The organism is Bradyrhizobium sp. 14AA (assembly GCF_054185205.1).
On sequence record NZ_JAVAYM010000001.1, the window covers coordinates 586,791 to 613,217 of the forward strand.

General features: G+C 66.3%; 30 protein-coding genes. 15 read left to right on the forward strand and 15 right to left on the reverse strand.

The window, feature by feature from the left end; genetic code table 11:
- Positions 1-41: 41 nt before the first annotated feature.
- Positions 42-1,268: an MFS transporter gene (locus RAD15_RS02620; protein WP_458174050.1), complete on the forward strand. Its 1,227-nt coding sequence runs from the start codon at positions 42-44 to the stop codon at positions 1,266-1,268.
- On the opposite strand, the gene RAD15_RS02625 is transcribed toward RAD15_RS02620, so the two are convergent.
- A complete protein-coding gene (locus RAD15_RS02625) occupies positions 1,265-2,155 on the reverse strand; it encodes a LysR family transcriptional regulator (RefSeq protein ID WP_458174052.1) in 891 nt (296 codons plus the stop codon). The genes RAD15_RS02620 and RAD15_RS02625 overlap by 4 nt on opposite strands.
- Positions 2,156-2,259: 104 nt before the next feature.
- Between RAD15_RS02625 and RAD15_RS02630 the strand changes: the two genes are divergently transcribed.
- On the forward strand, positions 2,260-2,985 hold the full coding sequence (locus tag RAD15_RS02630; protein ID WP_458174054.1) for an SDR family oxidoreductase: 726 nt from the start codon (positions 2,260-2,262) through the stop codon (positions 2,983-2,985).
- A gap of 12 nt (positions 2,986-2,997) precedes the next feature.
- Here RAD15_RS02630 and RAD15_RS02635 read toward each other — a convergent pair whose 3' ends face one another.
- From RAD15_RS02635 to RAD15_RS02680, 10 genes are all read right to left on the reverse strand, one after another.
- A complete protein-coding gene (locus RAD15_RS02635) occupies positions 2,998-3,870 on the reverse strand; it encodes a bifunctional helix-turn-helix transcriptional regulator/GNAT family N-acetyltransferase (protein ID WP_458174056.1) in 873 nt (290 codons plus the stop codon).
- Between the two features lie 86 nt (positions 3,871-3,956).
- The gene (locus RAD15_RS02640) at positions 3,957-5,138 is read right to left on the reverse strand and encodes a VWA domain-containing protein (protein ID WP_458174058.1); all 1,182 of its coding nucleotides are present in this window, start codon (positions 5,136-5,138) and stop codon (positions 3,957-3,959) included.
- The gene (locus RAD15_RS02645) at positions 5,135-7,360 is read right to left on the reverse strand and encodes a DUF5682 family protein (RefSeq protein ID WP_458174060.1); all 2,226 of its coding nucleotides are present in this window, start codon (positions 7,358-7,360) and stop codon (positions 5,135-5,137) included. Before RAD15_RS02645 ends, RAD15_RS02640 begins: the two co-directional genes overlap by 4 nt.
- Before the next feature lie 16 nt (positions 7,361-7,376).
- On the reverse strand, positions 7,377-8,453 hold the full coding sequence (locus tag RAD15_RS02650; RefSeq protein ID WP_458174062.1) for an ATP-binding protein: 1,077 nt from the start codon (positions 8,451-8,453) through the stop codon (positions 7,377-7,379).
- Positions 8,450-9,880, reverse strand: coding sequence for a DUF5691 domain-containing protein (locus tag RAD15_RS02655; protein ID WP_458174064.1), 1,431 nt, complete (start codon positions 9,878-9,880; stop codon positions 8,450-8,452). The genes RAD15_RS02650 and RAD15_RS02655 overlap by 4 nt, the downstream gene beginning before the upstream one ends.
- Positions 9,873-11,261: an SWIM zinc finger family protein gene (locus tag RAD15_RS02660; protein WP_458174066.1), complete on the reverse strand. Its 1,389-nt coding sequence runs from the start codon at positions 11,259-11,261 to the stop codon at positions 9,873-9,875. The genes RAD15_RS02655 and RAD15_RS02660 overlap by 8 nt, the downstream gene beginning before the upstream one ends.
- A gap of 98 nt (positions 11,262-11,359) precedes the next feature.
- Positions 11,360-11,734: an MmcQ/YjbR family DNA-binding protein gene (locus RAD15_RS02665; RefSeq protein WP_458174068.1), complete on the reverse strand. Its 375-nt coding sequence runs from the start codon at positions 11,732-11,734 to the stop codon at positions 11,360-11,362.
- A 42-nt stretch (positions 11,735-11,776) separates the two neighbouring features.
- Positions 11,777-12,820: a GntG family PLP-dependent aldolase gene (locus RAD15_RS02670; RefSeq protein WP_458174070.1), complete on the reverse strand. Its 1,044-nt coding sequence runs from the start codon at positions 12,818-12,820 to the stop codon at positions 11,777-11,779.
- Complete coding sequence (locus RAD15_RS02675) at positions 12,820-14,070, reverse strand: dicarboxylate/amino acid:cation symporter (protein WP_458174072.1); 1,251 nt, start codon at positions 14,068-14,070, stop codon at positions 12,820-12,822. Before RAD15_RS02675 ends, RAD15_RS02670 begins: the two co-directional genes overlap by 1 nt.
- Entirely contained in the window at positions 14,067-14,750 is a 684-nt protein-coding gene (locus RAD15_RS02680; protein ID WP_458174074.1) for a GntR family transcriptional regulator, read from the reverse strand. Before RAD15_RS02680 ends, RAD15_RS02675 begins: the two co-directional genes overlap by 4 nt.
- A 152-nt stretch (positions 14,751-14,902) precedes the next feature.
- Between RAD15_RS02680 and RAD15_RS02685 the strand changes: the two genes are divergently transcribed.
- From RAD15_RS02685 to RAD15_RS02735, 11 genes are all read left to right on the forward strand, one after another.
- Positions 14,903-15,538 (forward strand): PadR family transcriptional regulator, encoded by a 636-nt coding sequence (locus RAD15_RS02685; RefSeq protein WP_458174076.1) that lies wholly within the window; start codon positions 14,903-14,905, stop codon positions 15,536-15,538.
- A 338-nt stretch (positions 15,539-15,876) separates the two neighbouring features.
- On the forward strand, positions 15,877-17,541 hold the full coding sequence (locus RAD15_RS02690; RefSeq protein ID WP_458174078.1) for an acetolactate synthase large subunit: 1,665 nt from the start codon (positions 15,877-15,879) through the stop codon (positions 17,539-17,541).
- 180 nt (positions 17,542-17,721) lie between these two features.
- A complete protein-coding gene (locus tag RAD15_RS02695) occupies positions 17,722-18,069 on the forward strand; it encodes a Lin0512 family protein (protein WP_458174080.1) in 348 nt (115 codons plus the stop codon).
- 4 nt (positions 18,070-18,073) lie between these two features.
- Complete coding sequence (locus RAD15_RS02700; RefSeq protein WP_458174082.1) at positions 18,074-18,766, forward strand: GNAT family N-acetyltransferase; 693 nt, start codon at positions 18,074-18,076, stop codon at positions 18,764-18,766.
- Positions 18,767-18,831: 65 nt separating this feature from the next.
- A complete protein-coding gene (locus RAD15_RS02705; protein ID WP_458174084.1) occupies positions 18,832-20,016 on the forward strand; it encodes a serine hydrolase domain-containing protein in 1,185 nt (394 codons plus the stop codon).
- Between the two features lie 95 nt (positions 20,017-20,111).
- Complete coding sequence (locus RAD15_RS02710; protein WP_458174086.1) at positions 20,112-20,321, forward strand: YgaP family membrane protein; 210 nt, start codon at positions 20,112-20,114, stop codon at positions 20,319-20,321.
- On the forward strand, positions 20,318-20,845 hold the full coding sequence (locus RAD15_RS02715) for an RNA polymerase sigma factor (protein ID WP_458174088.1): 528 nt from the start codon (positions 20,318-20,320) through the stop codon (positions 20,843-20,845). The genes RAD15_RS02710 and RAD15_RS02715 overlap by 4 nt, the downstream gene beginning before the upstream one ends.
- The gene (locus tag RAD15_RS02720) at positions 20,842-21,189 is read left to right on the forward strand and encodes a carboxymuconolactone decarboxylase family protein (RefSeq protein WP_458174090.1); all 348 of its coding nucleotides are present in this window, start codon (positions 20,842-20,844) and stop codon (positions 21,187-21,189) included. The genes RAD15_RS02715 and RAD15_RS02720 overlap by 4 nt, the downstream gene beginning before the upstream one ends.
- A 32-nt stretch (positions 21,190-21,221) precedes the next feature.
- The gene (locus tag RAD15_RS02725; protein WP_458175011.1) at positions 21,222-21,887 is read left to right on the forward strand and encodes a DUF429 domain-containing protein; all 666 of its coding nucleotides are present in this window, start codon (positions 21,222-21,224) and stop codon (positions 21,885-21,887) included.
- A 117-nt stretch (positions 21,888-22,004) separates the two neighbouring features.
- A complete protein-coding gene (locus tag RAD15_RS02730) occupies positions 22,005-22,148 on the forward strand; it encodes a hypothetical protein (protein ID WP_458174092.1) in 144 nt (47 codons plus the stop codon).
- An 80-nt stretch (positions 22,149-22,228) separates the two neighbouring features.
- Complete coding sequence (locus tag RAD15_RS02735) at positions 22,229-22,933, forward strand: glutathione S-transferase family protein (RefSeq protein WP_458174094.1); 705 nt, start codon at positions 22,229-22,231, stop codon at positions 22,931-22,933.
- A 2-nt stretch (positions 22,934-22,935) separates the two neighbouring features.
- On the opposite strand, the gene RAD15_RS02740 is transcribed toward RAD15_RS02735, so the two are convergent.
- Together RAD15_RS02740 and RAD15_RS02745 are read right to left on the reverse strand one after the other, a co-directional pair.
- Complete coding sequence (locus RAD15_RS02740; RefSeq protein WP_458174096.1) at positions 22,936-23,718, reverse strand: sulfite exporter TauE/SafE family protein; 783 nt, start codon at positions 23,716-23,718, stop codon at positions 22,936-22,938.
- A gap of 3 nt (positions 23,719-23,721) precedes the next feature.
- A complete protein-coding gene (locus RAD15_RS02745) occupies positions 23,722-24,354 on the reverse strand; it encodes a TetR/AcrR family transcriptional regulator (RefSeq protein ID WP_458174098.1) in 633 nt (210 codons plus the stop codon).
- Positions 24,355-24,397: 43 nt separating this feature from the next.
- Between RAD15_RS02745 and RAD15_RS02750 the strand changes: the two genes are divergently transcribed.
- Complete coding sequence (locus RAD15_RS02750; RefSeq protein ID WP_458174100.1) at positions 24,398-24,577, forward strand: hypothetical protein; 180 nt, start codon at positions 24,398-24,400, stop codon at positions 24,575-24,577.
- Here the strand turns inward: RAD15_RS02750 and RAD15_RS02755 are convergent.
- Entirely contained in the window at positions 24,574-24,945 is a 372-nt protein-coding gene (locus RAD15_RS02755; RefSeq protein ID WP_458174102.1) for a tRNA-binding protein, read from the reverse strand. The genes RAD15_RS02750 and RAD15_RS02755 overlap by 4 nt on opposite strands.
- Before the next feature lie 105 nt (positions 24,946-25,050).
- Here RAD15_RS02755 and RAD15_RS02760 point away from each other — a divergent pair, with 105 nt between their 5' ends.
- A complete protein-coding gene (locus tag RAD15_RS02760) occupies positions 25,051-25,410 on the forward strand; it encodes an ArsC family reductase (protein WP_458175013.1) in 360 nt (119 codons plus the stop codon).
- Between the two features lie 29 nt (positions 25,411-25,439).
- Here RAD15_RS02760 and RAD15_RS02765 read toward each other — a convergent pair whose 3' ends face one another.
- Positions 25,440-26,087: a hypothetical protein gene (locus RAD15_RS02765; protein WP_458174104.1), complete on the reverse strand. Its 648-nt coding sequence runs from the start codon at positions 26,085-26,087 to the stop codon at positions 25,440-25,442.
- Between the last annotated feature and the right edge of the window lie 340 nt (positions 26,088-26,427).

Consider the following 26,427-nt stretch of genomic DNA (forward strand, 5'->3'; position numbering starts at 1 on the left):
CCATTCGTCTTCCACCCAGACAGACCTGACGGGAGACAGACATGACCGCTATCCCTTATCGCTGGGTGATCGTCGCCGCCGGCGGCCTGCTCGGCTGCGTCGCCATCGGCGGCATGTTTTCGCTGCCGGTGTTTTTGCAGCCGATCGCCAAGGACACCGGCTGGTCAGTGACCGGCATCTCCAGCGCGATGACGATCGGCTTTCTGGCGATGGCCTGCACCAGCATGGCCTGGGGCACGCTGTCCGACCGGTTCGGGCCGCTGCCGGTGGTGCTGACGGGATCGACCGTGCTGTCGCTCAGCCTGTTCGCTGCGAGCCACGCGACCTCGCTGATCGCGTTCCAGTTCGTGTTCGGCCTGCTGGTCGGCGCCTCCTGCGCTGCGATCTTCGCGCCGATGATGGCGACCGTCACCGGCTGGTTCGATACCCATCGCAGCCTCGCCGTGTCGCTGGTGTCGGCCGGCATGGGCATGGCGCCGATGACGATGGCGCCGCTCGCGGGATGGCTGGTCTCCGGCCATGACTGGCGCACCTCGATGCAGATCGTGGCGCTGGTGGTCGGCGCCATCATGATCCCGGTTTCGTTCCTGGTGCGCCGTCCGCCCGCGCTCGCGCAGGCCGCGGCCGCGCCGATGGGCGAGGGCGCCGTGCAAGGCGAGATGTCGCGGAGCGAGGCGCTGCGCTCGCCGCAATTCCTGATCCTGCTCGCGACCAACTTCTTCTGCTGCGCGACCCATTCCGGGCCGATCATCCATACCGTCAGCTATGCCGTGAGCTGCGGCATCCCGCTGATCGCCGCGGTGACGATCTACAGCATCGAGGGGTTTGCGGGCATGGGCGGCCGCATCGCCTTTGGATTGATGGGCGATCGCTTCGGCGCCAAGCGCGTGCTGGTCTCGGGGCTGCTGTTGCAGGCGTTCGGCGCGCTCGCCTATGCCTTCGCGCACCAGCTTGCGACGTTCTACGCGGTCGGTGCCGTGTTCGGATTCATCTATGCCGGGACCATGCCGCTCTATGCGGTGCTGGTCCGCGAAAACTTTCCGCTGCGGATGATGGGCACCGTGATCGGCGGCACCGCGATGGCCGGCAGCCTCGGCATGGCGACGGGCCCGCTTGCCGGCGGCCTGATCTACGATGCCTTCTCCAGCTACGCCTGGCTCTACATCGCCTCCTGGGCGATGGGCCTCGGCGCGTTCCTGATGGCGATGAATTTCAAGCCGTTCGCGAAGCCGCAAGGCGAGGTGGCGGTGGCGACGGCGCAGGCCTAGCCGCGCCGCTGCACGTGCTCGATCAGCGCGCGCAGTTTTGGCGCGACGTTGCGGCGGCTCGGGTAATAGAGATAGAAGCCGGCGAAGGAGGGGCAGTAGTCTTCGAGGATCGGCACCAGCTCGCCGCGGTCGATGGCGGGACGGAAGCTCGCCTCCATGCCGAACGTGATGCCGGCACCGGCGACGGCGAGCTTGATCATCAGCGCCATGTCGTTGGTCGTGATCTCGGGCACCACCGCGACGCTGAACTCCTTGCCGCCGTCCGCGAACTCCCAGCGATAGGGCACGACGTTCGGCGCCGGCCGCCAGCCGATGCAGCGAAACGAGGCGAGCTCGGACGGATGCGCGGGGACGCCGAAGCGTTCGCGAAACGATGGCGCGCAGACCGCGAGCTGTCGTTCGTCGCCGGCGATCGGTACCGCGATCATGTCCTGCTCGATCACCTCGCCGAGGCGGACGCCGGCATCATAGCCGGCGGCGACGATGTCGAATTCCGCATCGGTCACGGTGATGTCGAGCTGCAGCTCGGGGTTGGCCGCGGCGAACGCCGCGAGAGATGGCCCCGACAGAAAATGCTCGGCGATCGAGGAGACCGCGAGCCGCAACAGACCGCGCGGCTGGCCGCGCAGCGCCTGCGTGCTGCCGAGCGCGGCGCGCATGTCCGCGATGGCGGGGGCGATCTCCGCATGCAGCCGCTCGCCGGCCTCGGTCAGGCTGACGCTGCGCGTCGTGCGCTGGACCAGCGCGATGCCGAGATTTTCCTCCAGCCGCCTGATGGTCTGGCTCACGGCCGAGCGGGTCACGCCGAGACGGTCGGCGGCGGCACGGAAATTCCGTTCTTCGGCGACCAGCGCAAAGACGGCGAGGGCGTTGAGGTCGGTTTCCATTGGTTAGATTGTCTTGTCAGGCTGGTTAGGGATCGTCGTCTTATCACGACGGCGGCTCCGGTCCATCTTCCCGCCATCAATCCGAACGCGAAGAAGGACCGTTCATGCCAATGGATAAAATCGTTCTCATCACCGGCGCCTCCAGCGGTATCGGCGCAGGCATCGCACGCGAGCTGGCTGCGGCTGGCGCCAAGGTCCTGCTCGGCGCGCGGCGCGCCGATCGCCTGAAGGCGCTGGCAGCCGAATTGAACGAGCGGGGTGGAACGGCGCTCGCGCATCCGCTCGATGTTACCGACTGCGCCAGCGTTGCGGCCTTTGCGGACGCCGCGCGCGGCGTCTGGGGCCGGGTGGACGTGATCGTCAACAATGCCGGTGTGATGCCGCTTTCGCTGATGGCCTCGCTCAAGGTCGAGGAGTGGGACCGGATGGTCGACGTCAACATCAAGGGCGTGCTCTACGGCATCGCCGCGGTGCTGCCGGAGATGGTGGCGCGCGGTTCGGGCCAAATCATCAACATCGCCTCGATCGGTGCCCTGAGCGTGTCGCCGACGGCGGCCGTCTACTGCGCGACCAAATATGCGGTGCGGGCGATCTCGGATGGCCTGCGCCAGGAGCACGACAACATCCGCGTCACCTGCATCCACCCCGGCGTGGTCGAAAGCGAGCTCGCGGGCACCATCACCGATCCCGTGGCCGCGGAGGCGATGAAGACCTATCGGGCCATTGCGATTCAGCCGGATGCCATCGCCCGCGCGGTGCGCTTCGCCGTCGCGCAGCCCGATGACGTCGACGTCAACGAGATCGTGGTGCGCCCGACCCGGACCACCTGACCGCGCCCCGCGTCAGACGCGTTTCTCGAAAAACAGGTCCGGATAGGGATCGTCGTTGAACCGCGGAATCTCGCGCCAGCCTGTGCTGCGATAGAGCTGGGCCGCTTCCGGCAGCGCGCTGTTGGTGTCGAGCCGCAGCAGCGTGATGCCGAGCTCGCGTGCTGCATTCTCGGCCGCGCCCATCAGGCGCCGGCCGAGCCGCAGCCCGCGCGCGGCGGGGGCGACCCAGAGGCGCTTGATCTCGGCATAGCCGTAATCGGTTCCCTTCAAGCCCACGCAGCCGATCGGCAAGGTGTCGGACATCGCGACGATGAAGCTGCCACGCGGGCGGCGCATGTCCTTGGCGTCAGGGTCGCGCGACAGCGAGACGTCGAAGCCCTGTTTGAAGCGGCGGCCGAGCTCGGCATAATACTCGGCGAGGCAATAGCGCGCCTCGTCAGTTCGCGGGTCCATCTCGTCCAGCGCGATGCGTTCGCGCGTCAGCGCGGAGGCGATCATGTCCATCGCCGCCAGCAGGGCGTCGGCTTGCGAATGTTGTGCGAGGAACCCTTCTGCCTGCGTGTTCGACAACGCCTCATAGGCTGCGAATTCGCGCCGGCCAGCACGCGTGAGTTTTGCGACGCGCCGGCGCGCATCGTCCTCATGCGTGTTGGTCTCGACCAGCCCGTCGTCCTCGAGGCTGCGCAGCAGCCGGCTCATCAGCCCGGAATCGAGGCCGAGATAGTCGCGGATCTCCGCCACGTCGAAGCGTCCATGCCCGATCGCATTGAGCACGCGCGCCGCGCCGAGCGGCCGCCCGCGCCCGAGGAACGAATTGTCGAGCGCGCCGACGGCGGAGGTGACGGCACGGTTGAAGCGGCGGACGCGGGAAACGGGATCGAGCATGATGTCTGACTTTAGTCAGATATTGCTCGCAGTCAATGGGACTTGCGCTCGCACCGACGCAACGCTGCCGCGCGCGTCGATGAGCCTTAGGTTTCAGGCCGGATCAGCTTGATGTCCTGGTCGGCGGCCCAACCGGCAACGTCCTCGCGCTTCAGCGCGGTTGCCATCAGGTCCGGGAACTGGTCCGGCGTGCAGGCGAAGACGGGAATGCCGAGGCTTGCGACCTTCGCCGCGAGCACGGGGTTGTAGGACGGGTGGCCGGTGTCGGTCAGCGCCAGCAGCACGATCACGTTGATGCCGCGCGTTGCGAGCCGCGCCAGGCGGTCGACCAGCGCATCCGCATCGCCGCCCTCATAGAGGTCGGTGATCAGGATCAGATGCGCCTTTGCGGGCCGTTCGATGCGCTCCTCGCAATAGGCGACGGCGCGGTTGATATCGGTGCCGCCGCCGAGCTGGACGCCGAACAGCACCTCGACGGGATCGGCGAGCTCTTCGGTCAAATCGATGATGGCGGTGTCGAAACAGACGAGCTTGGTTGCGACCACCGGGAGCGAAGCCATCACCGCCGCGAAGATCGAGGCATAGACGACGGAGGTTGCCATCGACCCCGACTGGTCGACGCACAGGGTGACCTCTTCGAGATCGACGATGCGACGCTGCTGGCGCAGGAAACCGATCAGCCGCTCGGGCACGACCGTGCGATGCTCCGCCTGATAATGGCGCAGATTGGCCTTGATGGTGCGCGGCCAGTCGATGTCGGCGAAGCGCGGGCGATGGGTGCGCAGCGAGCGATTCAAGGCGCCGCGGACCGCGTCCGCGGTGCGCCGCTCCAGTCGCTCCATCAGCTCGGCCACCACCTTGGCGATCACGATGCGGGCGGTGTCCTTGGTCTTCTCCGGCATCACGCCGCGCAGCGCGACCAGATCGGCGATCAAGCCCACATCCGCCTCGACGGTCGCGAGGAATTCGGGCTCGAGCAGCATCTGGCGCAGCCCCTTGCGCTCGAAGGCGTCCTTCTGGATCACCTGCACCACGGGGGCGGGGAAGAACTCCCTGATGTCGCCGAGCCATTTGGCCACGCGGGGCGCCGAGCCGCCGAGCCCGCCGCGGCCCTTCTTCGGCGCTTCCCCGCCGTCGCCATAGAGCGCCGTCAGCGCCTCGGACATGCGGCGATCGCTGGCGGACAGGGCAGGGCCGTCCTCGGCGCCTTCGGCGTCAACGCCGAGGGCGAGCGTCCAGCGACGGTTGCGTTCGTCGGCCTCGCTCATCGCGTAGCTCCCGAGGTGAGGAGTTCAAGCACGCGGGCCTGATGCTCGGGCCATATCTCGCTTGCGCCGGTGATCAGCCGATACCCCTTGGCAGCATCGGTGCTCCGCGCGAACAGCGCGTCCATCAAGCGCCTGCGCTCGGTCCGGTCCAGCGCCGAGAAGACGCGGCGGAACAGCGGCAGGCTGGCGGTGAAGGCGTCCTCGTCCAGCGTCATCAGCCAGCCGTCGACGGCGCCGCGGAGCGTTGCATCGTGGATCAGCCGCTGGCCGGCGCCCTCGAAGAAGCCTTCGAAGAAGCCGGCCGCTTCTGCAACGGGCGTGCCGGGCGAGAGCATTCGCGTCAGCAGGTCCGCGGCATGATCGGCGCTGAGCAACTCGGCCTCGTAGAGCAGCCGGGCCGCGGTGCCGGTGATCAGTCGGGTCGCCTGGTCGTCGTTCAGCAACGCGCTCAACGCATCGCGCCAGCTTGCCACGACATCCGTCTCGATCTGGGCGAGCTGGATCGCGGCGTCGGCTGCGAGCAGCGCGCCGCGCAGCTTGGCGGCCGCGGGCGCGTCCAGATTGCGCGCGGCATAGGGCAAAGCGAGTGCGGCCTGCACCACGATGCGCGGCATCAGGGCCGCCAGATGCTCGACCGTGCCGGCACGCGCCTCGCCATAGCGCAGGATGTCCGTCATCGGCGGCAGCGCATCAAGGAGGGATTGGCCGTCGCTGGTCAGCGCCGCCTTGGTCTCCAGCGCCGCGATGCCGAACTCGGTGGCGCGGGACAGGTCGGCGATCATGGCGTTGCGCACCAGGCTCGCCAGCGCGCCAAGCTCGGCTTCCTTGCCCATCGCCTCGATCAGGCGTCCGCTCGCGGCTTCCGCGATGGTCGAGCCGTAGAGCAGATTTTCCACCAGCCTGACCGCGAATTCAGGCTCCCAGCGCAACTGCCAGTTCTCGCGAAATGTGCCGCGGCTGCGCCCCGCATCCATCATCCGTCCCCAGGGCACGTCGAGTGCGTTCAGTCGGTGCAGGAGCGTTGAACGCATCAGTCCGCTTTCGCTGCGCAGATCGAGCGTCAGCGCGCGCTCGAGCGCCTCCGGCTTGAGCCGCGTCGCCTTCTGCTGCCGCTGGAGATCTTCGAGCAGCGGCGCGAGCGGCGTCGTCGATGGGATCGCGCCGACACCGGCGCCGATCAGGAGCTCGGCTGAAATATCCTCCCACATGGCGCGCTCGCCGTTGCAGAGGCAGGCGATGGCTGCCTCGCGCAGCTCTGCGAATCCGGGCGCAGGGCGGCCGCGCAGTGCTGCGAGGGCAGTGCCCAGCCGCTGGGCCTCGATCACCGAGGCGGTCGAGACGAAATGGCCGCGATCGCGCAGCACGCGCGTCACCTTGGTCAGCCACTCGGCAGCCCGATCGCGGTCGCGCATGTCCCAGACATGCGCGCACCATCCCGGCGCGACCACGCCCGCGCCATAGCCGCTCGCGCGCGACAGGCGCGGCGCCGTCCATGGCGCCCAGGTCGCCTTGATCCTGGTCTTCGGCCGGCCCTTCAGCAAATCGCGATCGGCAGCAAGGCTGCGGTGCTCGGCGAGCGCCGGCACGTGCCACGCGCCGCAGACGACCGCGACAGGACCATCGCAGTCCTTTGCTGCCTTCGCGATCTCGATCCGCATATGCGCTTCGCGCGCGGCTTCCCGGGGCGACAGCGATTTTTCGTCCACGCGTAGCGCCGTCATCGCGTCAGCGACGGCCGCGAAGACCGGACCCGTCGCGGGGTTCTCCTCGATCACGTCGGACCACCAGGACTCGCCGTCGTCATAGCCTGCGGCGTTCGCGAGCGCGCCGATCGGATCGTGACTGACCGGATCGGCGTCGGCCCTTGCGGCGATTTCCTCCGCGATGTCGCCGGCGGTCGCCCCCAACCTGTCCGATGCCGGCAGGTCGATGAAGCGCAGGCTTGCGCCGTGGCGCACCGCCCAGCACGCGGCCTGGTATTCCGGCGAATAGTCGGCGAAGGGGAAGAAGCTGGCGTTCGCCGGATTGTCCTCGGCATAGGTGAGCAGCGCCACCGGCGTCACCATGTCAGGGTCGGCGAGCATCGGCAGCAGCTCCGATGCATCCGCCGGGCCTTCGATCAGCACCGCGACCGGCTTCAGCGCGTCGAGCGCTTCCACCAGGCGCCGCGCGGAGCCGGGGCCGTGATGCCGGATGCCGAAGAGGGAGACCTGGCCTGCCATCGCTCGCGCCGCGCTGTCAGATCCGGTCGGTCAGCGAAGCATAGTAGCCTTCGAAGCCACGCCGCTTCTTCAGCACGGTCTCGAGATACTCGCCGAGTACGGCCGTATCCTGCACCGGATCCTTCACGACGGCGCCGATCATGTTGCTGGCGAGCGTCTCCGGCGTCAGCTTGCCGTCGTTGAAGAAGGTCGCCTGGCTGATGCCGCCGATCATCACCGCGATCGCTTCGGCCGTCGACAGCCCGCCCGAGGGCGATTTCAGCGCGACCTTGCCGTCCTCGGTCGAGCCCGAACGCAGCTCGCGGAAGATCGAGACCACCCGTGCGACCTCGTCGGCGACGTTCTTTGGTGCCGGCAAATCGAGGTTCAGCGCCATCTCGCCGACACGCTTGACGATGATCGCCACTTCCTCCTCGGCGCTGTCGGGCAGGGGCAGCACGACGACGTTGAAGCGGCGCTTGAGCGCGGAGGACAATTCGTTGACGCCCTTGTCGCGGTTGTTTGCGGTGGCGATGATGTTGAAGCCGCGCTGGGCATAGACGGCGGTGTTGAGCTCGGGGATCGGCATCATCTTTTCGGACAGCACGGTGATCAGCGTGTCCTGCACGTCGCTGCCCATGCGCGTCAGCTCTTCGAAGCGGCAAAGCTTGCCGCTCTCCATCGCACGCATCAGCGGCGTCGGCACCAGCGCTTCGCGGCTCGGCCCGTGTGCGAGCAATTGGGCATAGTTCCAGCCGTAGCGGATCTGGTTTTCGTCGGTCCCCGCCGTGCATTGGATCACGAGCGTCGAATTGCCGGTGATGCCCGCGGCGAGATGCTCGGAAACCCAGGACTTGGCCGTGCCGGGCACGCCCAGCAGCAACAAGGCGCGATCGGTCGCCAGCGTCGCGACGGCGGTCTCGATCAGCCGCTTGTCTCCGACATATTTCGGCGTGATCACGGTTCCGTCGGCGGCGTTGCCGCCCATGAGGTAAGTCACGACCTGCCGCGGCGACAGCGCCCAGCCCGGCGGCCGGTGCCCGTCGCCCGCGGCCAGCGCCTTCAGCTCCGCGGCATAGCTGTCCTCGGCGGGCAAGCGCAGTTTCTCGCTCATGGCTTCGCTCCCTTGTCGTCCAACGCGGCGTTGAGCCGCACCATGTCGAGGCGCGGGTCGCCTTGCAGCAGGCCCGCAGCCGTCAGTCGTTGCAGTGATCGTTGTGCGCCTTCGCGCGAGGCGATGAGGCCCAGCGCGTGAAGCTCCGAGACCTGATCGCCGGGCCTTGCGTCATCGCGCTGAAGCGCGGCGAGCAGGGTCTTGCCGGCGGGCGCCGAGAGCGGATCGTCCAGCCGTGCCGCTGCGCCTGCGAGCTGTTGGGCGAGTTCGAAGCTGATGCCGTGGATGCGCAGCGCCGCCTCGGCATGCCTTGTGCGTTCGGCGGGCGCAAGGCGTGGCGCGAGCGCGGCAACGAGGCCGGTGGCATCGCGTTCGCCGATGGCGTCCGCCGCTTGCGTGACCAGCGCATCGGTCCCGGTCGCGACGATCAGGTTGATCAGCGCCATGTCGGCGGCATGGTCCACGTTCCAATCCCAGGCGGCGATCAACTCCTGCGGCGCAAGGCCCAGCGCTGCGGAAAACGACGCGAGGTCGGCGTCGTCGAACAGCGCCTTGCGGCGTTGCACTTGCGCCGGCGTCTTGAGTGGTTCGGCCTGGATCACGCGCGAGCGGCGCAACAGCCCCTTGGTCTTGACCGAAAAGAAGCCGGCAAGCTCAGCGACGTCTTCGCCGGCCGCAGGGCCGCGGCCGAGACGCGCGAGCAGCGAGGCCGCAAGCGCCTTGACCTTGGGGGCGCGATCGTCGGCCACGATGCGTTCGAGGAAGGCGATGTCGTCGTCGGACAGCCGCTCCGACAGCAGCAACAGCAGGCGTAATCTTGTGTCGGCCGTCTCGCTCGCGAGCTTGGCCTCGAGCACCGCGCGTGCAGCGGACGGGTCGCGCCGCCTGAGTTCGGCCAGTGCCGCCTTGCGCGCAGCGGGCCAGAAATCGTCCCAGTTCTCGGCGGTGAGATCGTCGCTGGTCTGCTGCCGCGCTGCGCCGTCGGATGCAGCAAGCATCGCCCAGTCGCGCCAGATGGCATAGACGTCCGGCGCGTCATCATCGTCGGCGGCGGGCATCCAGTCCGCGGGATGCGTGGTCCAGCCACGCGCCGCGAGGAAGTGGACGAGTTCGGTTCCGGCTTGTGCCTGCCTCTTCGCAGCAAGAATCCGGCGGGCGAGTGGGCGCAGGTCTTCGGGCACCGTCGGCAGCGCAAGCGTCGGGATGTCGGGCAGGACGCGGAGCACTGAGGCCGGCTCCATGGTCACCGAGGTGCCGAGAAACTGGCCTGAAAGCGCAAGCAGCCGCAGTTCCGCTTCGGCGGGATTGTCGCCGAGCTCGGTGCGCCAGAAGGTGGCTGCCGGCGCGGCCGCCGATCCCATCGTCCAGCGCGTGAGGACTGCGCCCATCGCATCAAAGATCGTCTCGGTCCCGGTCGTCTCAGTCATGGCCGCCGATCCGCCCCCAAGGGGTCTGCGCGGCGAGGATCGCGAGCCGATTGCCGGACCAGATCGCGGCGGTGCGCGTGAGGTCAGTGCCGCACAGGATGCCGTTGACCTCGGAGGCGACCGGTAGCGTCGCGAGGCCATCGGCCGATTGCCACCATGTGTGTCCGGCAGCGTCGCGCGCGATGCGCCCCTGCGGCAGCAGCAGCGGAATGTCGATCACCCAGGGCTGTGCCAGCAACGGTCGCGTCAACGCCTCGGAGAGCGTGCCATCCGGCACGGGCCATGCCGGCGCCGGCATTTCCTGTGCGGCGTCGCGCCGGACGAGCAGGGCGCGGAGCGGCTGCGCCGACGGATAGAAGACGAGCTCGGCCCGAAAGCGCTCGCCGGGCGTGAAGACCGAACCGCGCCGTCCGGCGCTGGCCGGGAAAAAATCGAGCAGCATGGCGAAGCGCGGACCGGCGGCGGCGAGATTGAGCAGCCATGTCGTCTGCGACACCAGTCCGTCGCGGCGCGTCTGCACCTGTTCGGCGAGGACCTCCCAGTCCGCATCGACCCGCAGCGCATCCGGATCCGCCAGCACCGTCTCGCGCGTCTCCGATGCCGCCACCGCGCGGCGGATCTCGGTATTGCGCGGGGTGGCGCGGAAAGCGCGCGCGAGCAGAACCAGCTTGCCGAGCTCGACCACGGCGCCGCGCGGACGGTCGCCTGCGGAGAGCGCGAGGAGGCGGGACGGCAGCTCGTCGATGCGGCCGGCGAGCACCGCGGCCTTGCCGTCGACCAGCCGCGCCGCGATCCGCCGGCAGCGTGCCGTGGCATCGTCGATGAAGCCTGACAATCCCATGCGAAGCTGATCGCCGATCCATTGCTCGAGCGCCTCCAGCGCATCGAGAATGGCGCGCTCGGTCTCCTCGTTGCGCCTGGCCGCCTGGGCTTCGTGCCGTGCGACGTCCTTCGGGTCCTCGGCGACTTCAGGCTCGGCGGCGCGCGCGGCGCCCAGGTCCTTGTCGCCGGCGGGCGGCGCAGTGTTTGTAGGCCTTGCCGCGGATGAGCCGCGCCGGCGGCCCAGCCAATCGCTGACCCAGGCGGGCGTGTCGGCGGGCGTGAACGGCACGACCTGTTCCGCATTCAGCCACAACAGGCCGAGCACGTGCTTGCAGGGGAATTTGCGCGAGGGACAGGTGCACTTGTTGCCGAGGTCGCGGAGGTCGGCCATCACGCGGTAGGGATTGGCGCCGGAGCCCGCGCATTCGCCCCAGATCAGCGCGCCATCGGGGCTGCCGCCGACGCCGGACCATTTTGCGGGCTTGGCAAGGCCGGCGGCGGCCTTGAGCGAGGATTGATCGGTCGCGAGCTGCTCGACCGCCTTCAGATCAATCGCCACGCCGATGTCCTAAATCGAATCCAGGACCGCCAGTATATCGGGGACGGATGAAAGCTCAATGTCGCCGCGAGCGAGCCTTATGCTGCACGCGGGGATGGTCATCGCGACGGGCGCTCCGGCGAGGCGAGCCCGAGATCCCTGCGGATCTTCCGCGTCAGCTTCGCCACGACCAGCGCATGGGCCTGCGCCAGATAGGCCGTGAGCTCGGCATCGGGCAGGGCGTTGTTGCCGACAAGCTGCACCCATTTGGCGCGCGCAAGGTACGGCGCCGGCCGCGCCAGGCCGTGCTCGATCAGCATGCCATAGGCCATGTTCGAGACCTTGAACATGTAGCCGCCGGAGGCCGCGGCAAAGCCGCCGCCGAGCGCGAACATCTTGCCGCCGACCTTGAACACGGAGGTGCCCTCCCACTGCACCACCTTGGTGACGGCGGGCAGGCGCAGGCAGCGCGCTTCGAAGATTTTCGGAGTCATGGCGCGAGCGATACCACGCTGCGTGAGGGTTGCAACGCTGCGCTAGGGACGAAGCGCCGCAAAAGCGGCAATGGTGCGATCTACCGCCGCCGCGTCGATGTGGCGATGGGTGACGAGCCGGAGCTGCGCGGGGCCGCTCGCTTGCACCAGGATGCCGTGCTGCTTGATGCCTTCGGCCCATGCGGCGGCCTCGCGTCCGCTCGCGGAGACGTCGACGCGCAGGATGTTGGTCTGCACATGATCGGGATCGGCGAGCGCCGGGTCGAGCCAGCTCAAGGCGGTGGCGAGCCGCTTGGCCGCCGCGTGATCCTCGGAGAGGCGTTCGATCATGTTCTTCAGCGCGACGAGGCCTGCCGCTGCGACGACTCCCGATTGGCGCATGGTGCCGCCGACGAGCTTTCGCAGGGCTCGTGCCTTCGCGATGAAGTCACTGCTGCTGCAGAGCAGGCTGCCGACCGGCGCGCTGAGGCCTTTGGACAGGCAGACCATCACGCTGTCGGCGTGTTCGGCGATCTGCGCGGCCGGCACTCCGAGCGCGACCGAGGCATTGAAGAGGCGGGCGCCGTCGAGATGCACGGGAATCCCGCGAGCGCGCCCGAGCGCATGGATTTGCATCATATGGGCGAGGGACAGCACGGCACCGCCGGCACCATTATGCGTGGTCTCCATCGCGATCAGGCCGGGGCTATCAGAGGTGCGGATCGCGTCGGCCAATGCCGTTTCGTCCATCGCGCCGCGACGGCCGGGCATCGGCTTCGGCACGAGCCTCGCGATCGTGACGACGCTGCCGCGCTCGGAATTGAGCAGATGCGCACCAGCGTCGGCGAACACCTCCGTGCCGCGCTCGGCATGCGCGAGCATCGCCAGCAAATTGCCCATCGTGCCGCTCGGCACGAACAGGGCCGCTTGCTTGCCGATCAAAGCTGCGCCGCGCGTCTCCAGTTCGCGCACCGTCGGGTCGCCCTCGCGGCCGTCGTCGCCGAGCGGAGCGCGCTGCATGCGCTCCAGCATCGCCGCGGTCGGCAGCGTGACGGTGTCGCTGCGCAGATCGACGATGTCGTCGCGGCTGCTGTCTTGCGTATTCATCAGGCGTCCTGCACTTGCAGGCCGGCCGTGGCGGGCTGCGCTTCATCAGTGGCGAGGTCGCCGGCAAACTTTTCGACCAGCTTCACCGCGACGGTGTTGCCGAACACGTTGATCGCGGTGCGGCCCATGTCGAGGAAGGCGTCGACGCCGGCGATGACCGCGAGCGCCTCGATCGGCAGGCCGATCGCCGACAGCACCATGGCAATGGCGACGAGCCCGCCGGAGGGAACGTTGGCGCTGCCCTTGCTCGCGATGGTCGTGACCATCACGATGGTGAACAGCGTCGACCAGGTCAGCGTCACGCCATAGGCTTCCGCGAGGAAGGTGACGGCGAGCGCGAAATACATGATGGCGCCGTCGCGGTTGAAGGCATAACCGAGCGGCAGCACCACCGAGACGATGCGCTCGGAAGCGCCCATCGCCCGCAGCTTCTCCATGTGCAACGGCAGAGTGACCTCGGAGGAGCGGGTCGAGAAGGCCAGGATCATCGGCTCCATCACCGCTTTGGTGACGGCGATCGGCTTCTCGCCGATTGCAAGCAGCATCAGCCAGAAGATCGCGACCATGATGGCGAGGCCGAGATACATGACGCCGACGAGCTTTGCGAGCGCGACCACGGTGGCGAGCCCTTGCGTCGCGAACAGCCAGGCCATCACCGCGAAGATCGCGATCGGCGCCAGCGAGGTGATCCATTTGGTGATCTTGAACATCGCCGCCATCACCGCTTCGAGCACGGCGACCATGGGCTCGCCGACCTTGCCGACGGAGGCGAGGGCGAGGCCGAACAGGATGGCGAAGACGAGCGTCGGCAAAATCTTCTGCTCGGCCATCGCCGCGACGATGTTGGAGGGGATCATGTCCATGAAGAACTTGATCCAGTCCACGGACACGGCGAGGTTCTGCGGCACCTTGCCGGTGGCGGCCAGTGGCGCGCCGGCGCCGGGATGGAAGGCGGCGTTGAGCAGCAGACCGATCAGGATCGAGATCACGGTCGCAAGGTAGAAATAGCCTAGGCTGATCGCGGCGACGCGCCCGAGGACTTTCAGCTCGCTGCCCATGCGATAGAGGCCGAGCGTCACGGCCGCGAACACCACGGGGATGACGATCATCTTCACCGCCTCGACGAAAGCGGTACCGATCGGGCGCAGGCTTGCGCCGACATCCGGCCAGAGCAGGCCGACGCCGAGGCCCAGCACCAATCCGAGCAGCATCTGGACGACGAGCGGCAATTTGAGCAGTGGCCGGATCATGCGTGATGGTCTCCTTGTCCCGGATATTGCGTGCGGATCGCGCCGAGCGCGGTGAGGCGCGCCTCGAAGGCGGACGACAGATGGCGCCACATGCGCTGCTGTGCGGCGTCGGGATCGTGCGCTTCGACGGCTGCGTAGATGTCGAGGTGCTCGCTGACGGCCTGGCGCGTGCGTTCGACGCTGTATTGCCGCATCTTCTGAAGCGCGAGGCCGCTCTGCGCACGCAGATTGTCGTAGGACTGCGCCAGCCGGCCATTGCCGGCCGCGCGAAACAGCTCGTCATGGAAGGCCCAGCCGACCTGTTGCGCCTCCTCGACATCGAGGTTTTCGCGCGACTGGATGTTGCGCAGCTCCTCCGCGCATTGGCGCAGCGCCTCGGTCGGCCCGCGCGTCGCGGCGAGATAGGCGGCCATGCCCTCGAGCGCGAGCCGCAGTTCGTGGATCTCACGCAGATCGTCGAACGACATCTGCCGCACGAAGGTGCCGCGCATCGGGTGGATGGTGAGGAGGCCGTCCTGGGCGAGCGCCTTCAGCGCCTCGCGGATCGGCGTGCGTCCCAGCGCCAGCCGGCTCGACAGGCTGCGCTCGGACAGCGGTTCGTCGGGCGCAAACTCCCCGGAGACGACGAGGTCGCGGAGCAGGGAATAGGCGCGGTCGCGGTCGAGAGAGGTTGTGGTCATAACTGACATACCAGCGGATGTCAGTGGTGTGTCAAGCCTGCACGCTGATTTTACTGGTGAAATAGCTCTTGAGACAAAATCACGGACTCGTGCCTTGCGCTTCGGATCTCAAAACATATCTTGCGATATATCTAACAATGGAGACGTAAGATATGTTTCGTGATAAACACCACGGCAGACACGACCGGGACGATCGGGAATTCCAGTTTGCTCTTGCGATGGGCCGACACGGCGGTGGCAGGCGTTTTGGCCGCGGCGGGCATGGCTTCTTCGGGCGCGGCCCGGGCGGCGACTTTCCCGGCGCACGGCGGCTGTCCTCGCAGGACCTTCAACTGGTGATCCTGGCGCTGCTCGCCGAAAACCCCGCGCATGGCTACGAGCTGATCAAGATCATCGAGGAGCGGTCCGACGGGTTCTACACGCCGAGCCCGGGGGTGATCTATCCGGCGCTGACCTATCTCGAAGAGGTCGGCCACAGCAGCGTGCAGCAAGACGGCGGCCGCAAGCTCTACAGCATCACGCAGCAGGGTGAGGCGCATCTCGCCGAGAACCGCGCAACCGCGGATGCGATCCTGCAGGCGCTGTCGCGGATCGGACGCCGCATGGACGAGGTGCGTGAGGCCTTCGCCGGCGTCGGCGATCTCGACGGCGATGCGTCCGATGAATTGCACCGCGCCCGCCACAACCTCAAGCGCGCGCTACGCGCCAAGCACGGCGCCGACTCCGCCGAGGCGCGCCGCATCGCCGCGATCCTGGATCGCGCCGCCGCGGATATCCTCGGCAAGTGACGGTGAGGGTGTCAGCATAGAGGCCGTAGCCCGGATGTCGCTTCGCTCATCCGGGCGTTCAACAGCCATCTCGTGCCCCGGACGCTATGCAGCACGAAGTGATGCGCTGCAGAGCCGGGGCCCATGCAGCAGCAAGTGCTCTGGCTTCCTGGGTCCCGGCTCTGCGCGGCAGCGTAGGAACGCTGCAACGCGTCCGGGACACGTCATGGCCACATCTCGCAATGACGACGTTGAAGCCAGTTGCGCGCCTCATTGTGAGTTGTGCCCGCGCCGCAGACCGCTACCATGCGCCCGCTTCCGTGCAACACGGGAGCCAGCACAGCGAACCGGGAGGCGACATGAGCGGGCAGGAGCGCAAGGTGAAGGGATCGGACCTGTTCGTTGCGGCGCTGGAGAACGAGGGCGTCGACCGCATCTTCGGCGTCCCCGGCGAGGAGAATCTCGATGTGGTGGAATCGCTTCGCACCTCCAAGATCGAGCTGGTCCTGACCCGCCACGAGCAGGCCGCTGCCTTCATGGCCGCCACGCACGGACGGCTGACCGGCAAGCCCGGCGTTTGTCTCTCCACGCTCGGCCCGGGCGCGCTCAACCTGTCGACCGGCGCGGCCTATGCACATCTCGGCGCGATGCCGATGATTTTGATCACCGGCCAGAAGCCGATCATGAGCAGCCGGCAGGCGCGCTTCCAGATCGTGGATGTGGTCGCGACCATGAAGCCGCTGACGAAATTGTCGCGGCAGATCATCAGCGCCTCCAGCATCCCGACCGTGGTGCGCGATGCCTTTCGCGTGGCCATGGAGGAGCGGCCGGGGCCCGTGCATCTCGAACTGCCCGAGGACATCGCCGGCGATGAAGTGCCTGGCGTTCCCGTGATCCCGGTCCATCCGATCGAAATCCCCATCGCCCACCGCGCCGCGCTCGAGCGCGCCGCCGAGATGATCCTGGCCGCGAAGCGCCCGCTGGTGATGATGGGGGCTGCGACCAGTCGGCCGCGCGCGACCCACGGCATCGCGAGCTTCGTGCGGCGGACCGGCATTCCGTTCTTCACCACGCAGATGGGCAAGGGCACCGTGCCTGGCGGCACCAATCTCTACATGGGCACCGCCGCGCTGTCCGAGCGCGATTACGTCCACGATGCCATCGATGCGGCCGACCTGATCGTCGCCATCGGCCATGATCCGATCGAGAAGCCGCCCTTCATCATGGGCCCGGCGGGGCCGAAGGTCATTCATGTCAGCTATACGCCGGCGAGCGTGGAACTGGTCTACTTTCCCGATGCCGAGGTCGTCGGCGATGTCGGCCCGAGCCTGGAGTTGCTGGCGGACCGCCTCGAAGGCAAGCTGCCGCAGGCGGCCGCGCTTCTGCCGTTGCGCGAAAAGATCCTCGCGCACATCGCCGATCGTTCGACCGAGGCGCGCTGGCCGCCGACGCCGCAGCGCATCGTGCACGACATCAGGCAGGTGATCCCGGAGAACGGCATCGTCGCGCTCGACAACGGCATGTACAAGATATGGTTTGCGCGCAACTACCGCACCCGCGTCGCCAATACGCTGCTGCTCGACAACGCGCTGGCGACCATGGGCGCCGGCCTGCCGTCGGCGATGATGGCCGCCATGCTCTATCCGGACCGCCGCGTGCTCGCGGTCGCCGGCGACGGCGGCTTCATGATGAACAGCCAGGAGATGGAGACCGCCGTCCGCCTCAAGCTCAACCTGGTCGTGCTGGTGCTGGAAGACAACGCCTACGGCATGATCCGCTGGAAGCAGGCCGTCGATCATTTCGCCGATTTCGGCATGACCTTTGGCAATCCCGATTTTGTCCTCTACGCGAAGGCCTATGGGGCGAAGGGGCACCGCATCGAGAGCATCGATAGCTTCGGGCCGACGCTCGATGCAGCCTTCAAGGAGGGCGGCGTGCACCTCGTCGTGATCCCGATCGACTATTCGGAGAACGTGCGGGTGCTGGTCGACGAACTGCGCGCGCACGAGAAGTCGAAGGCGTAGCGAGGCAATCCAGCTTCGTAGCCCGGATGAGCGTAGCGATATCCGGGTAAAGTGTTCCCGCATGTCGCTTCGCTCATGCGGGCTACGGGTGCCCCATGCTCCGCCCTCGCGACGATAACAACTTGTGCCACGCCTCCCGATCGCCGACACTCATCACCTAACCAACCACAGGAATAAGAAATGACTCGCGTTCGCTGTATCACCGAGATGGGCATGGGCGTCGACGTTCACGGCAGGGACGCCACCAAGGCAGCGAAACGCGCGGTGTCCGATGCCATCAGGCATTCGAGCCTCGGGTTCTTCCGGATGATCCGCAAGACCGCGAACGACATGTTCGTCGACGTCACGATTGGAGTGCCCAACCCCGAGGCGGTGGACAAGGAAGCCGTTGCGAAGGAGCTGCCTTACGGCACCGTGACCGTGACTGCGGTCAAGGGTGGGCTGGAGATTCCCTCGGCCACGGAAGTGGCCAATGATCCTATCCTCATCGCCAACGCCGCCGTCATCGTCAGCTTCGACAAGGACTAGCCCGGTGTCCGACAGCGACGTGGCGCTGCTGGATCGTCCGATCTGGAGCGCGCTGACGACCAGCCATAAGCATCTGGCGGAGGGCGGCCCGCAAGCGCTGCGCTATCCCGTGGACATGACGCCCTTTGCCGACATGGTCGACATGTCGGCGGCAAGCTTTGATGCGCTCGGTGATCTCCTGTCGGGGTCGCAGGTCGCCGCGCTGTTTACGCCGGAGGCCGTCGACGTTCCCGCCGGTTTCAAGGTCGTGCTCGCCGGGCCCTGCGAGCAGATGATCGGCTCGCCCGCGGACGGTCCGCTCCGCGATGCCGAGATCGTCACGCTGGGGGCCGCAGACGTGCCCGCGATGACGGCGTTGACCGAGCTGACGAAGCCCGGTCCGTTCGCGCGGCGGACCCATGAGCTCGGCACGTTCCTCGGCATTCGCGCCGGGGACCAATTGGTCGCGATGACCGGCGAGCGGATGAAGCCGGGAAAGTTCGTCGAGATGACGGCCGTCTGCGTGCATCCCGACTATCGTGGCCGCGGCTATGCGCAGGCGCTGCTTGCGGCCGTCGCGCGCCGGATCGAGGCGCGCGGCGAAATTCCGTTTCTCCACGTGTTTTCCAGCAACGCGTCGGCGATTGCACTGTACCAGCGGCAGGGCATGCGCATCCGCCGCTGCCTGCACGTCACCGCGTTCATGAAGCAGGGTTAGGCGCTGCGGCCTTCATTTCTTGCGAAAGCGCGCTATATCCATCCCAACCATAATTGGGGAAACACATGGACGCCAGAACGACAGATTTTTCCGCCGCGCGGAAGGCGATGCAGCGCCACGTCGATCAGGAGATCATTCCCGGCGCGTCCTGGGCGGTGCTGCGGGGGCGCGAGGTCGTCGATCAGCAATGCGTGGGCTTTGCCGATCGCGAGGCGAAGACGGCGCTCCGGCCCGACCATATCTTCCGTGCGTTTTCCAACACCAAGATCTTCGTCACATGCGCGGTCATGCTGCTGGTCGAGGAAGGCCGCGTCGGGCTCGATGACCCCGTCGAAAAATTCCTGCCGCAGCTTGGCAATCGCAAGGTGCTGAAGCAGGGCGCGGCAAGTCTTGCCGATGTCGAGCCGGCAAGGAGCCCGATCACGATCCGCCAGCTCCTGACCCACACCTCCGGCCTCAGCTACGGCATCTTCGATCCCGGCATGGTGCTGTTCAAAGGTTACAACGAGGCGCGCATCCTCAATCCGCTGACGCCGCTGACCGACATGATCGACCAACTGGCCAATCTGCCGCTGTCCTATCATCCCGGCACCGGATGGGAATATTCGGTGGCGACCGACGTCCTCGGCCGCGTTGTGGAGGTTGTCTCGGGCAAGCCGCTCGATACCTTCCTCAAGGCGCGCATCTTCGATTCCCTCGGCATGATCGACACCGGCTTCCACGTGCTGGAGGCGCAGCAGGGCAGGCTGGTTGCGCTCTACAACGGCGCTGACGTGCTCGACCCCACCCAGCCCGGCCTGACGCGGGCCGACAATCTTCCGTTTCCGCAGGCCTATCGGCGGCCGTTCCCGCGGCTCTCGGGCGGCGGCGGTCTGGTCTCGACCTTGCCCGACATGCTCGCGCTGGTGCGCGCATTGTTGCCGGGGTCGGACGCGCTGCTGAAGCCGGAGACGCTGCGGCAGATGATGACGAACGAGCTGCCCGCAGGCCAGACCATCCGCTTCGCCAATCTCGGCCCGATCCCCGGCAAGGGCTTTGGCCTCGGCGGCGCCGTCACCTTCGCGCCGATGCCGTTTGATCCGCCGAATTCGATCGGCGAATTCCAGTGGGGCGGCCTCGCCGGCACCCATTGGTGGATCTGCCCGGAGGCCAATACCGCCGGCGTGCTGATGACCCAGCGCTATATGGGTTTCTGGAATCCGTTCTTCTTCGAGTTCAAGCGCCTGGCCTACCAGGCGGTCGGAGGCTGACCCGCCAAAAAATTGCCGGCCGCCGCGAATCCTTTCCGCACCTCGCGCCCTCTTGTCCGTCGAGGCATTTCGCCTCGCTCATGGCGGAGGATGTGATGGCATTCTACAGGAAGAATATCGGCGGCCTGCACCAGGCGTTGCGGGTTGTGCTGGGAATTGCGGCTGCGATAGCTGCTTTCGTGTACCTCGGCGGCGCTGCGGCGTGGCTGGTCGCGCTCGGCGGCGCCGGCTTCGCGCTGACCGGCCTCGTCGGCTATTGCCCGATGTGCGCGGTGGCCGGCATCGGACGGGGAGGCGTGTCGTGAGGGCGGCTGCAATCTCACCCAATCTGTTCGAGGCGGCGCGGCTCGGCGATCCCCAGGCGATTGCCTCACTGCTCGAGACGGCGCAGCCGGACATCCGCCGCTATGCACGCGCCACCTGTCGAAGTTCGGCGGATGCCGAGGATGCCGCGCAGGAAGCGTTGTGGATCCTGTTCCGGCATGTCGGCACGATCCGCTCGTGGCTGGCGTTTTCGGCCTGGCTGTTCAGCGTGGTCCGCCGCGAATGCCTGCGGCTTGCGCGCAAAGCTGGCCTTGCGCCTGATATCGACGACGGCGAGGCGGAAGCGCTGCTGCTGTCGCGCCCCGAGGCCGATCTGCGGCTGGACGTGGCCGCAGCCTTCGAGGCGCTGCCGCCGCACTACCGCGATGTCGCGCTGATGCGCGACGTCAAGGAGATGACCATCGAGGAGATCGCCACCGCGCTCGGTGCGTCAAGGCAGACCGTGAAGGCACGGCTGCACCGCGCCCGCGCTTTGATGCGCGAATATCTGACGAGTGAGACATGACCGATTATCAAAGCTCTGACGATCTGAAGTCAATACCGGCTTTCGTGGCGCTCGCGCCGGTCGAGACCAACGCGTTCCTGGCCTTCAACCACGCGGTTGAGCGCAAGGACGGGTTGATCCCGCCCAAGTACCGCGAGCTGATCTCGCTCGCGGTCGCACTCACCACGCAATGCGCCTATTGCCTCGACGTTCACACGGCGCAGGCGGCCAAGGCCGGCGCCACGTGCGAGGAGGTCGCGGAAGCCGCGTTGATCGCGGCAGCCGTGCGCGCTGGCGGCACGCTCGGCCATGCGTTGCTGGCGCAGCGCCTGTTCGAGGGCCATGGAGGCGAGAGCACGGGATGAGCGAGCATCGGCCCGGGGGCTGGATCGTACGTGTGAACAACTATCTCGGCCTCGATGGATTTCGCTTTGGCTGGGTCGCGGCGTGGATCGATGAGCGCGGCGATCACGGCTTCGACTATTCACCGGGGCTCACGCGCCTGCTCGCGTTACCGCATGCGCGCGCGATGATCGACATGCCGATCGGTTTGAAGCCGGGCGGCTATCGCGCCTGCGACCTGCGTGCACGCGAGCTCGTGGGCCCCGCCGTGTTTCTCGGCGCGCGCCGCGACCTCTGGAGGTTTCCCGACATGGCGGCGGCCAATCGCCACTACTGGGAGCATGAAGGCAAGGGCAGGGGCGTGTCGGCGCAGCTCTGGAACATCAGGGACAAGATCAGGGATGTCGACGAGATCATGACGCCGGCACGGCAGGCGACGATCGGCGAAGCGCATCCGGAATTGATCTTCTGGAATCTCGCTGGACGAGTCCAGCTCGCAAGAAAGACATCGGCGGAAGGCCGCGAGCAGCGCATCGCACTGCTGGAGCAACGCGGCTTCACGCGCCTGTCGAAATGGCTGACGCAGCGCCACGGCACCGGCATCGGTCGCGACGATCTCATCGATGCCTGCGCATGCGCAGTCGCGGCACGCGACAGCACGCAGCGTGTCGGTGGGGAGGAGATCGATCCGCGCGGACTGCGGATGGAGATCAATTACTGAGACGGCCTGCCAGCGGATGTAATCCGGGAAAAATAGGCAATTTATTCGAGGTGTGCAGGAACTGTCGATGGTTCGCCCGCGTTTCCCATTCGACCCGATGACAGAGAAGCCCTTGCGATGAATGATGCCAGTCAGTTCGCGACCGCGATGCTCGCGCTCGTTTTCACCGGAACACTGCTCGTCACCGGACAGCTCTTCATCGAGCAACGTGTACAGCGCGATATCGCGTACGCCACCAGCCACCTGCTGCATCCATTGTGAACTTGCCAACAGGTCGACCTTGCGTCGTTCGGAGCCCCGCCTAAATTAGGCGACGTTCCACGAACGCAACCGGGGTCCTGATGTCTGATCTGTCCGCCTTTTCCATCACCAAGCGCTGGCCGGCCACGCATCCCGAGTTGCTTCAGCTCTATTCGCTGCCGACGCCGAACGGCGTTAAGGTCTCGATCATGCTGGAGGAGATCGGGCTTCCCTACGAAGTCCATCTCGTCGATTTCGGCAAGGACGATCAGAAGACGGTCGAATTCCTCTCGCTCAATCCGAACGGCAAGATTCCCGCGATCCTCGATCCCAACGGTCCCGGCGGCGGGCCGCTGCCGCTGTTCGAATCCGGTGCGATCCTGCAATACCTCGCGGAGAAGACCGGCAAGCTTCTGCCGGAGGATGCCGCGCGCCGCTACCAGACCATCCAGTGGCTGCATTTCCAGATGGGCGGCATCGGGCCGATGTTCGGCCAGGTCGGCTTCTTCCACAAATTCGCCGGCAAGGATTTCGAGGACAAGCGGCCCCGCGATCGTTACGTCAGCGAGGCCAAGCGTCTGCTCGATGTGATGGAGTCGCATCTTTCAGGCCGGCAATGGTTCATGGATGACGACTACACCATCGCCGACATCTCGATGCTCGGCTGGGTGCGTAACCTCGTCGGTTTCTACGGCGCCGGCGATCTCGTCGAATTCAGCCAGTTCAAGTCGGTCGCTGCATGGCTCGAGCGCGGACTGGCACGTCCGGCCGTGCAGCGCGGGCTGAACATTCCGAAACGGCCGTAAGACTAGCTCACCGCTTTGTAAGTCATGTAGAGCGCCATCAGCGAGATAAGGGCGATCATGGCCCGGCGCAGCACCGATTTGCTGACGCCGTTGGCCATGCGTGCGCCGAGATCGGTGCCGATCCAGAGGCCGGCAAGAATGCCCATGATGGCCGGCCAGCCGATCATGAGTCCCTTGCTCCAGTAGATCCAGGCGGCCGGAATGTTGGTCGGGATCACCGAGAAGATCAGGCTGGCGAGTTGCGCTTGATGTTGCGGCACGCGCAGGCCCGCAGCGAGGCCGACGGTGATCGCGAGGCCGCCGCCGATACCCATGAAGCCGGAGGAAAAGCCGGCCAGCATGCCGATGAGCAGCAGGGGCAGCCATGGCAGTTCGTCTCGAGCGCCAGCCTCGCTGCCGCCGTCCTTGCGGTCGCCGCGCAGAACCAGCATTGCGATCAGTGCGACGAGATAGACGACGTAGGTCCATCGCAGCACCGCGTCGGATACCGCGGCCGCGGCATAGCCGCCGCCCGCGCCGCCGATGAGAAATCCGATGCCAATCCAGACGATCCACTGCAAGGGACTGCGATTTCCGCTCTGCCGGTAGCGGCGCACGCCGGCAAGGCCTGTCGGTGGGATCTGTGTGATCAGTGAGGTACCCTGGGCGACGTGCTGCTCCGCTCCGAGCAGCAGCACGGAGAAGATGACGAGGCCGCCACCCGGGCTCGTCCCCGTGAAGCCCGATGCCAATCCCGCGACAAGACCGACGCCGGTGCCGGCAAGGAGTTCATGAATCCAGGACATCGTTCATGTCCTGGCTCGTCGCTTGATATCAGGCTTGGCGGTGCGAAATCCCTCGATCACGCTTGCCACGGCCGCCATGCAGGCCTCGACGTCAAATTCCTCGCCCCAGCATTTTTGCAGCACAAAGCCCTGGAAGATCGCGATCAGCACGCGCGCGATGGCCTCCGCCCCGAGATCGCGCTTGATGAGGCCGTCGTGCTGGCCTCGCTCGACTAGGGCGACGATCAGCGCGCGCGGCATGTCGATGCCTTCGACGACGCTGTTGCGGACGCGGCGGTTGCGCAGCGCTTCGGCCCAGCCATGGATGCCGACGCGGCGGCGCGCCTCGCCGGCAGGATCGGTGAGCCATTGCGCATAGACGCGGACCAGCGCGTGCAGTCCTTCGATCGGATCGCCCGATCCTTGAGCGACCGAGTTGAGCACAGCCTCACGGCGATGCCGGTCGTCCGCGAGCGCTTCGATCAGGTCGTCCTTGCTCTGGAAGTAGAGATAGACCGCGCCGTGGCTCAGTCCGGATCGCTTGACGATGTCGGCCATGCCGGTCTGGTGAAAACCGTCTTCAGCGAAGCAGGCGAGAGCCGCTTCGAGGATCTGCTGCCGCCGGCCTTCGCGCTTCTTGTCGCTGATCTTGGGCATTTTGGCCGTCCATAAATAACTGACAGATCGATCGCTTTAGCTGTTGACCGGCGATGGCCTGCAACAGAAGCCTGAAAATAAAAAAACGATCAGTCAGTCATTTTTATTTCCAAAAGGGATTTCAGTCAAGTCCGGGCCGTGCGGAGCCGGGAAACAGGAGGATTATGTCGTTGCGAACACCTCGACGGCGGCGACGCTGCGGCCCGCGATCGTGCGCCGCTAGAACAGCCGTCCGCCGTTCGTCACGGGCTTGCTCGGCTGCACCAGCACGACCTTGCCCTCGGCATCGGGAAAGCCGAGCGTCAGCACCTCCGAGACGACGGGACCGATCTGGCGCGGGGGGAAATTGACGACGGCCGCGACCTGTTGTCCCACCAGAGCCTCGAGCGGATGGTTTTCCGTGATCTGTGCCGAGCTCCTGCGTACGCCGATCACGGGGCCGAAGTCGATCCACAGCCGCCAGGCCGGCTTGCGCGCCTCCGGAAACGGTTTCGCATCGACGATGGTGCCGACACGGATGTCGACCGCGAGGAAGGCGTTGAAGTCGATGGTCGGCGAGGCAGCCGCAGCAGGATCGTGAGTGGCGTGCATAATGTGTCCGTTCGGCGAGTTGACGTCGTTCGCAATATTGTCGCGCGAACCGGAGTTTCGTACAACGCCGCAGCCGAAGCATCACGCATGCGCGAGGAACTGGTCTTGCCCAACATCATCTATGGCATCAAGAACTGTGACACCATGAAGAAGGCGCGGACCTGGCTCGACACCCACGGCGTTGCCTACGCGTTTCACGACTACAAGGCGGCGGGCGTCGAGAAGGACAAGCTCAAGCAGTGGAGCGACAAGGTCGGCTGGGAGACGCTGCTCAATCGCGCCGGCACGACGTTCAAGAAGCTTCCCGATTCCGACAAGGAAAGCTTGAGCGAGAAGAAGGCGCTGGCGCTGATGCTAGCGCAACCATCGATGATCAAGCGCCCGGTGCTGGAAATTGGCGGCAAGCTGCTGGTCGGCTTCAAGCCGGACATCTATGCCAAGGAAGTCGGCGCCAAATCTCGCTGACAAGTCTCGTTGACAAGTCGCGCCGACGGCTAGTTCAGCTCGATGGTCTCGGTGGCGACGCCGGAATCCGGCTGGTCCGTGAACTCGACCAGTTCGGCGGCCGCGATGCGGCCGGGGGCGCGATGAAACAGATCGCGATCGATCACGGCGAGCAATTTCGGGCGCGGCAGAGCGTCATTTCCGCGCATCAGATCCTTGATCTCGAAGCCGCCGTCCTCGCAGAACGTCTTGACCGAAGCGATGACGTGGCAGACCTGGCCGCTGGTCTGGAACGGCAGCAGCAGCCGTTCATAGGCGACGATACGCCCGTAGATGTCGTCGACGTCGGCCACGCTGTAGACCGGCAGTCCGCGCGCCACGCATTCATGATAGATCGGCATCACGAGCGGCGCGAGTCGCGCCCCGATATAGTCCTCGAGCAGAACGCCCTTGCCGGTATGTCCATAGGCGCGCGAGATGCGCGTGCCTTCGCTCTGGATGGTGAGGCGCGGCGTCGGCGTCGAAATGTCCACCGTATAATAGATGAGATCGGACAGCTCATCGTCGAGCCGCGCGGGCTGGTACTCCCAGATCGCCGGAGCGATCTGCTGACGCGCATAAAGTCGCAGCCACGTGTTCAGGAGATCACGCTGCCTGATCGACTTGACGACGGAAGGGGCGGCGCTTGCGAAATCCAAAACAACATTCCCGGAACGTAGAAAGGCAGCGCATGATCCCGCTTGCCGGAAAATTTTTGATGAAGGCTGGCGCGCGGAACGAAAGACCGTTAACGACGGCTTGATGACCGGTGCTTTCGCGAACCGGGAGGCCGGGCAGGCACGACATCGAAACACCTCCGACTAAGGGAGCATTTGTATCCCAGCCGAAGGCCTGATCTGCTCAGCTTTCCGCCTTGCCTAACCCCCGTCACCTCCGGCATATTCCGCGCCCGGAGGCGGCGTTCCGGATAGGCTCCAAGGCCTCCGGAAAGCCGAAGCAACAAGGACAGCCACGCGGTTAGCGCGGGCAGGGGGAAAA

What these genes read in the sequence shown, in the direction of transcription:
- RAD15_RS02620 (WP_458174050.1), top strand. Translation starts at nt 42, where the DNA reads ATGACCGCTATCCCTTATCGCTGGGTGATCGTCGCCGCCGGCGGCCTG.
- RAD15_RS02625 (WP_458174052.1), bottom strand. Translation starts at nt 2,155, where the DNA reads ATGGAAACCGACCTCAACGCCCTCGCCGTCTTTGCGCTGGTCGCCGAA.
- RAD15_RS02630 (WP_458174054.1), top strand. Translation starts at nt 2,260, where the DNA reads ATGCCAATGGATAAAATCGTTCTCATCACCGGCGCCTCCAGCGGTATC.
- RAD15_RS02635 (WP_458174056.1), bottom strand. Translation starts at nt 3,870, where the DNA reads ATGCTCGATCCCGTTTCCCGCGTCCGCCGCTTCAACCGTGCCGTCACC.
- RAD15_RS02640 (WP_458174058.1), bottom strand. Translation starts at nt 5,138, where the DNA reads ATGAGCGAGGCCGACGAACGCAACCGTCGCTGGACGCTCGCCCTCGGC.
- RAD15_RS02645 (WP_458174060.1), bottom strand. Translation starts at nt 7,360, where the DNA reads ATGGCAGGCCAGGTCTCCCTCTTCGGCATCCGGCATCACGGCCCCGGC.
- RAD15_RS02650 (WP_458174062.1), bottom strand. Translation starts at nt 8,453, where the DNA reads ATGAGCGAGAAACTGCGCTTGCCCGCCGAGGACAGCTATGCCGCGGAG.
- RAD15_RS02655 (WP_458174064.1), bottom strand. Translation starts at nt 9,880, where the DNA reads ATGACTGAGACGACCGGGACCGAGACGATCTTTGATGCGATGGGCGCA.
- RAD15_RS02665 (WP_458174068.1), bottom strand. Translation starts at nt 11,734, where the DNA reads ATGACTCCGAAAATCTTCGAAGCGCGCTGCCTGCGCCTGCCCGCCGTC.
- RAD15_RS02670 (WP_458174070.1), bottom strand. Translation starts at nt 12,820, where the DNA reads ATGAATACGCAAGACAGCAGCCGCGACGACATCGTCGATCTGCGCAGC.
- RAD15_RS02675 (WP_458174072.1), bottom strand. Translation starts at nt 14,070, where the DNA reads ATGATCCGGCCACTGCTCAAATTGCCGCTCGTCGTCCAGATGCTGCTC.
- RAD15_RS02680 (WP_458174074.1), bottom strand. Translation starts at nt 14,750, where the DNA reads ATGACCACAACCTCTCTCGACCGCGACCGCGCCTATTCCCTGCTCCGC.
- RAD15_RS02685 (WP_458174076.1), top strand. Translation starts at nt 14,903, where the DNA reads ATGTTTCGTGATAAACACCACGGCAGACACGACCGGGACGATCGGGAA.
- RAD15_RS02690 (WP_458174078.1), top strand. Translation starts at nt 15,877, where the DNA reads ATGAGCGGGCAGGAGCGCAAGGTGAAGGGATCGGACCTGTTCGTTGCG.
- RAD15_RS02695 (WP_458174080.1), top strand. Translation starts at nt 17,722, where the DNA reads ATGACTCGCGTTCGCTGTATCACCGAGATGGGCATGGGCGTCGACGTT.
- RAD15_RS02705 (WP_458174084.1), top strand. Translation starts at nt 18,832, where the DNA reads ATGGACGCCAGAACGACAGATTTTTCCGCCGCGCGGAAGGCGATGCAG.
- RAD15_RS02710 (WP_458174086.1), top strand. Translation starts at nt 20,112, where the DNA reads ATGGCATTCTACAGGAAGAATATCGGCGGCCTGCACCAGGCGTTGCGG.
- RAD15_RS02720 (WP_458174090.1), top strand. Translation starts at nt 20,842, where the DNA reads ATGACCGATTATCAAAGCTCTGACGATCTGAAGTCAATACCGGCTTTC.
- RAD15_RS02730 (WP_458174092.1), top strand. Translation starts at nt 22,005, where the DNA reads ATGAATGATGCCAGTCAGTTCGCGACCGCGATGCTCGCGCTCGTTTTC.
- RAD15_RS02735 (WP_458174094.1), top strand. Translation starts at nt 22,229, where the DNA reads ATGTCTGATCTGTCCGCCTTTTCCATCACCAAGCGCTGGCCGGCCACG.
- RAD15_RS02740 (WP_458174096.1), bottom strand. Translation starts at nt 23,718, where the DNA reads ATGTCCTGGATTCATGAACTCCTTGCCGGCACCGGCGTCGGTCTTGTC.
- RAD15_RS02745 (WP_458174098.1), bottom strand. Translation starts at nt 24,354, where the DNA reads ATGCCCAAGATCAGCGACAAGAAGCGCGAAGGCCGGCGGCAGCAGATC.
- RAD15_RS02755 (WP_458174102.1), bottom strand. Translation starts at nt 24,945, where the DNA reads ATGCACGCCACTCACGATCCTGCTGCGGCTGCCTCGCCGACCATCGAC.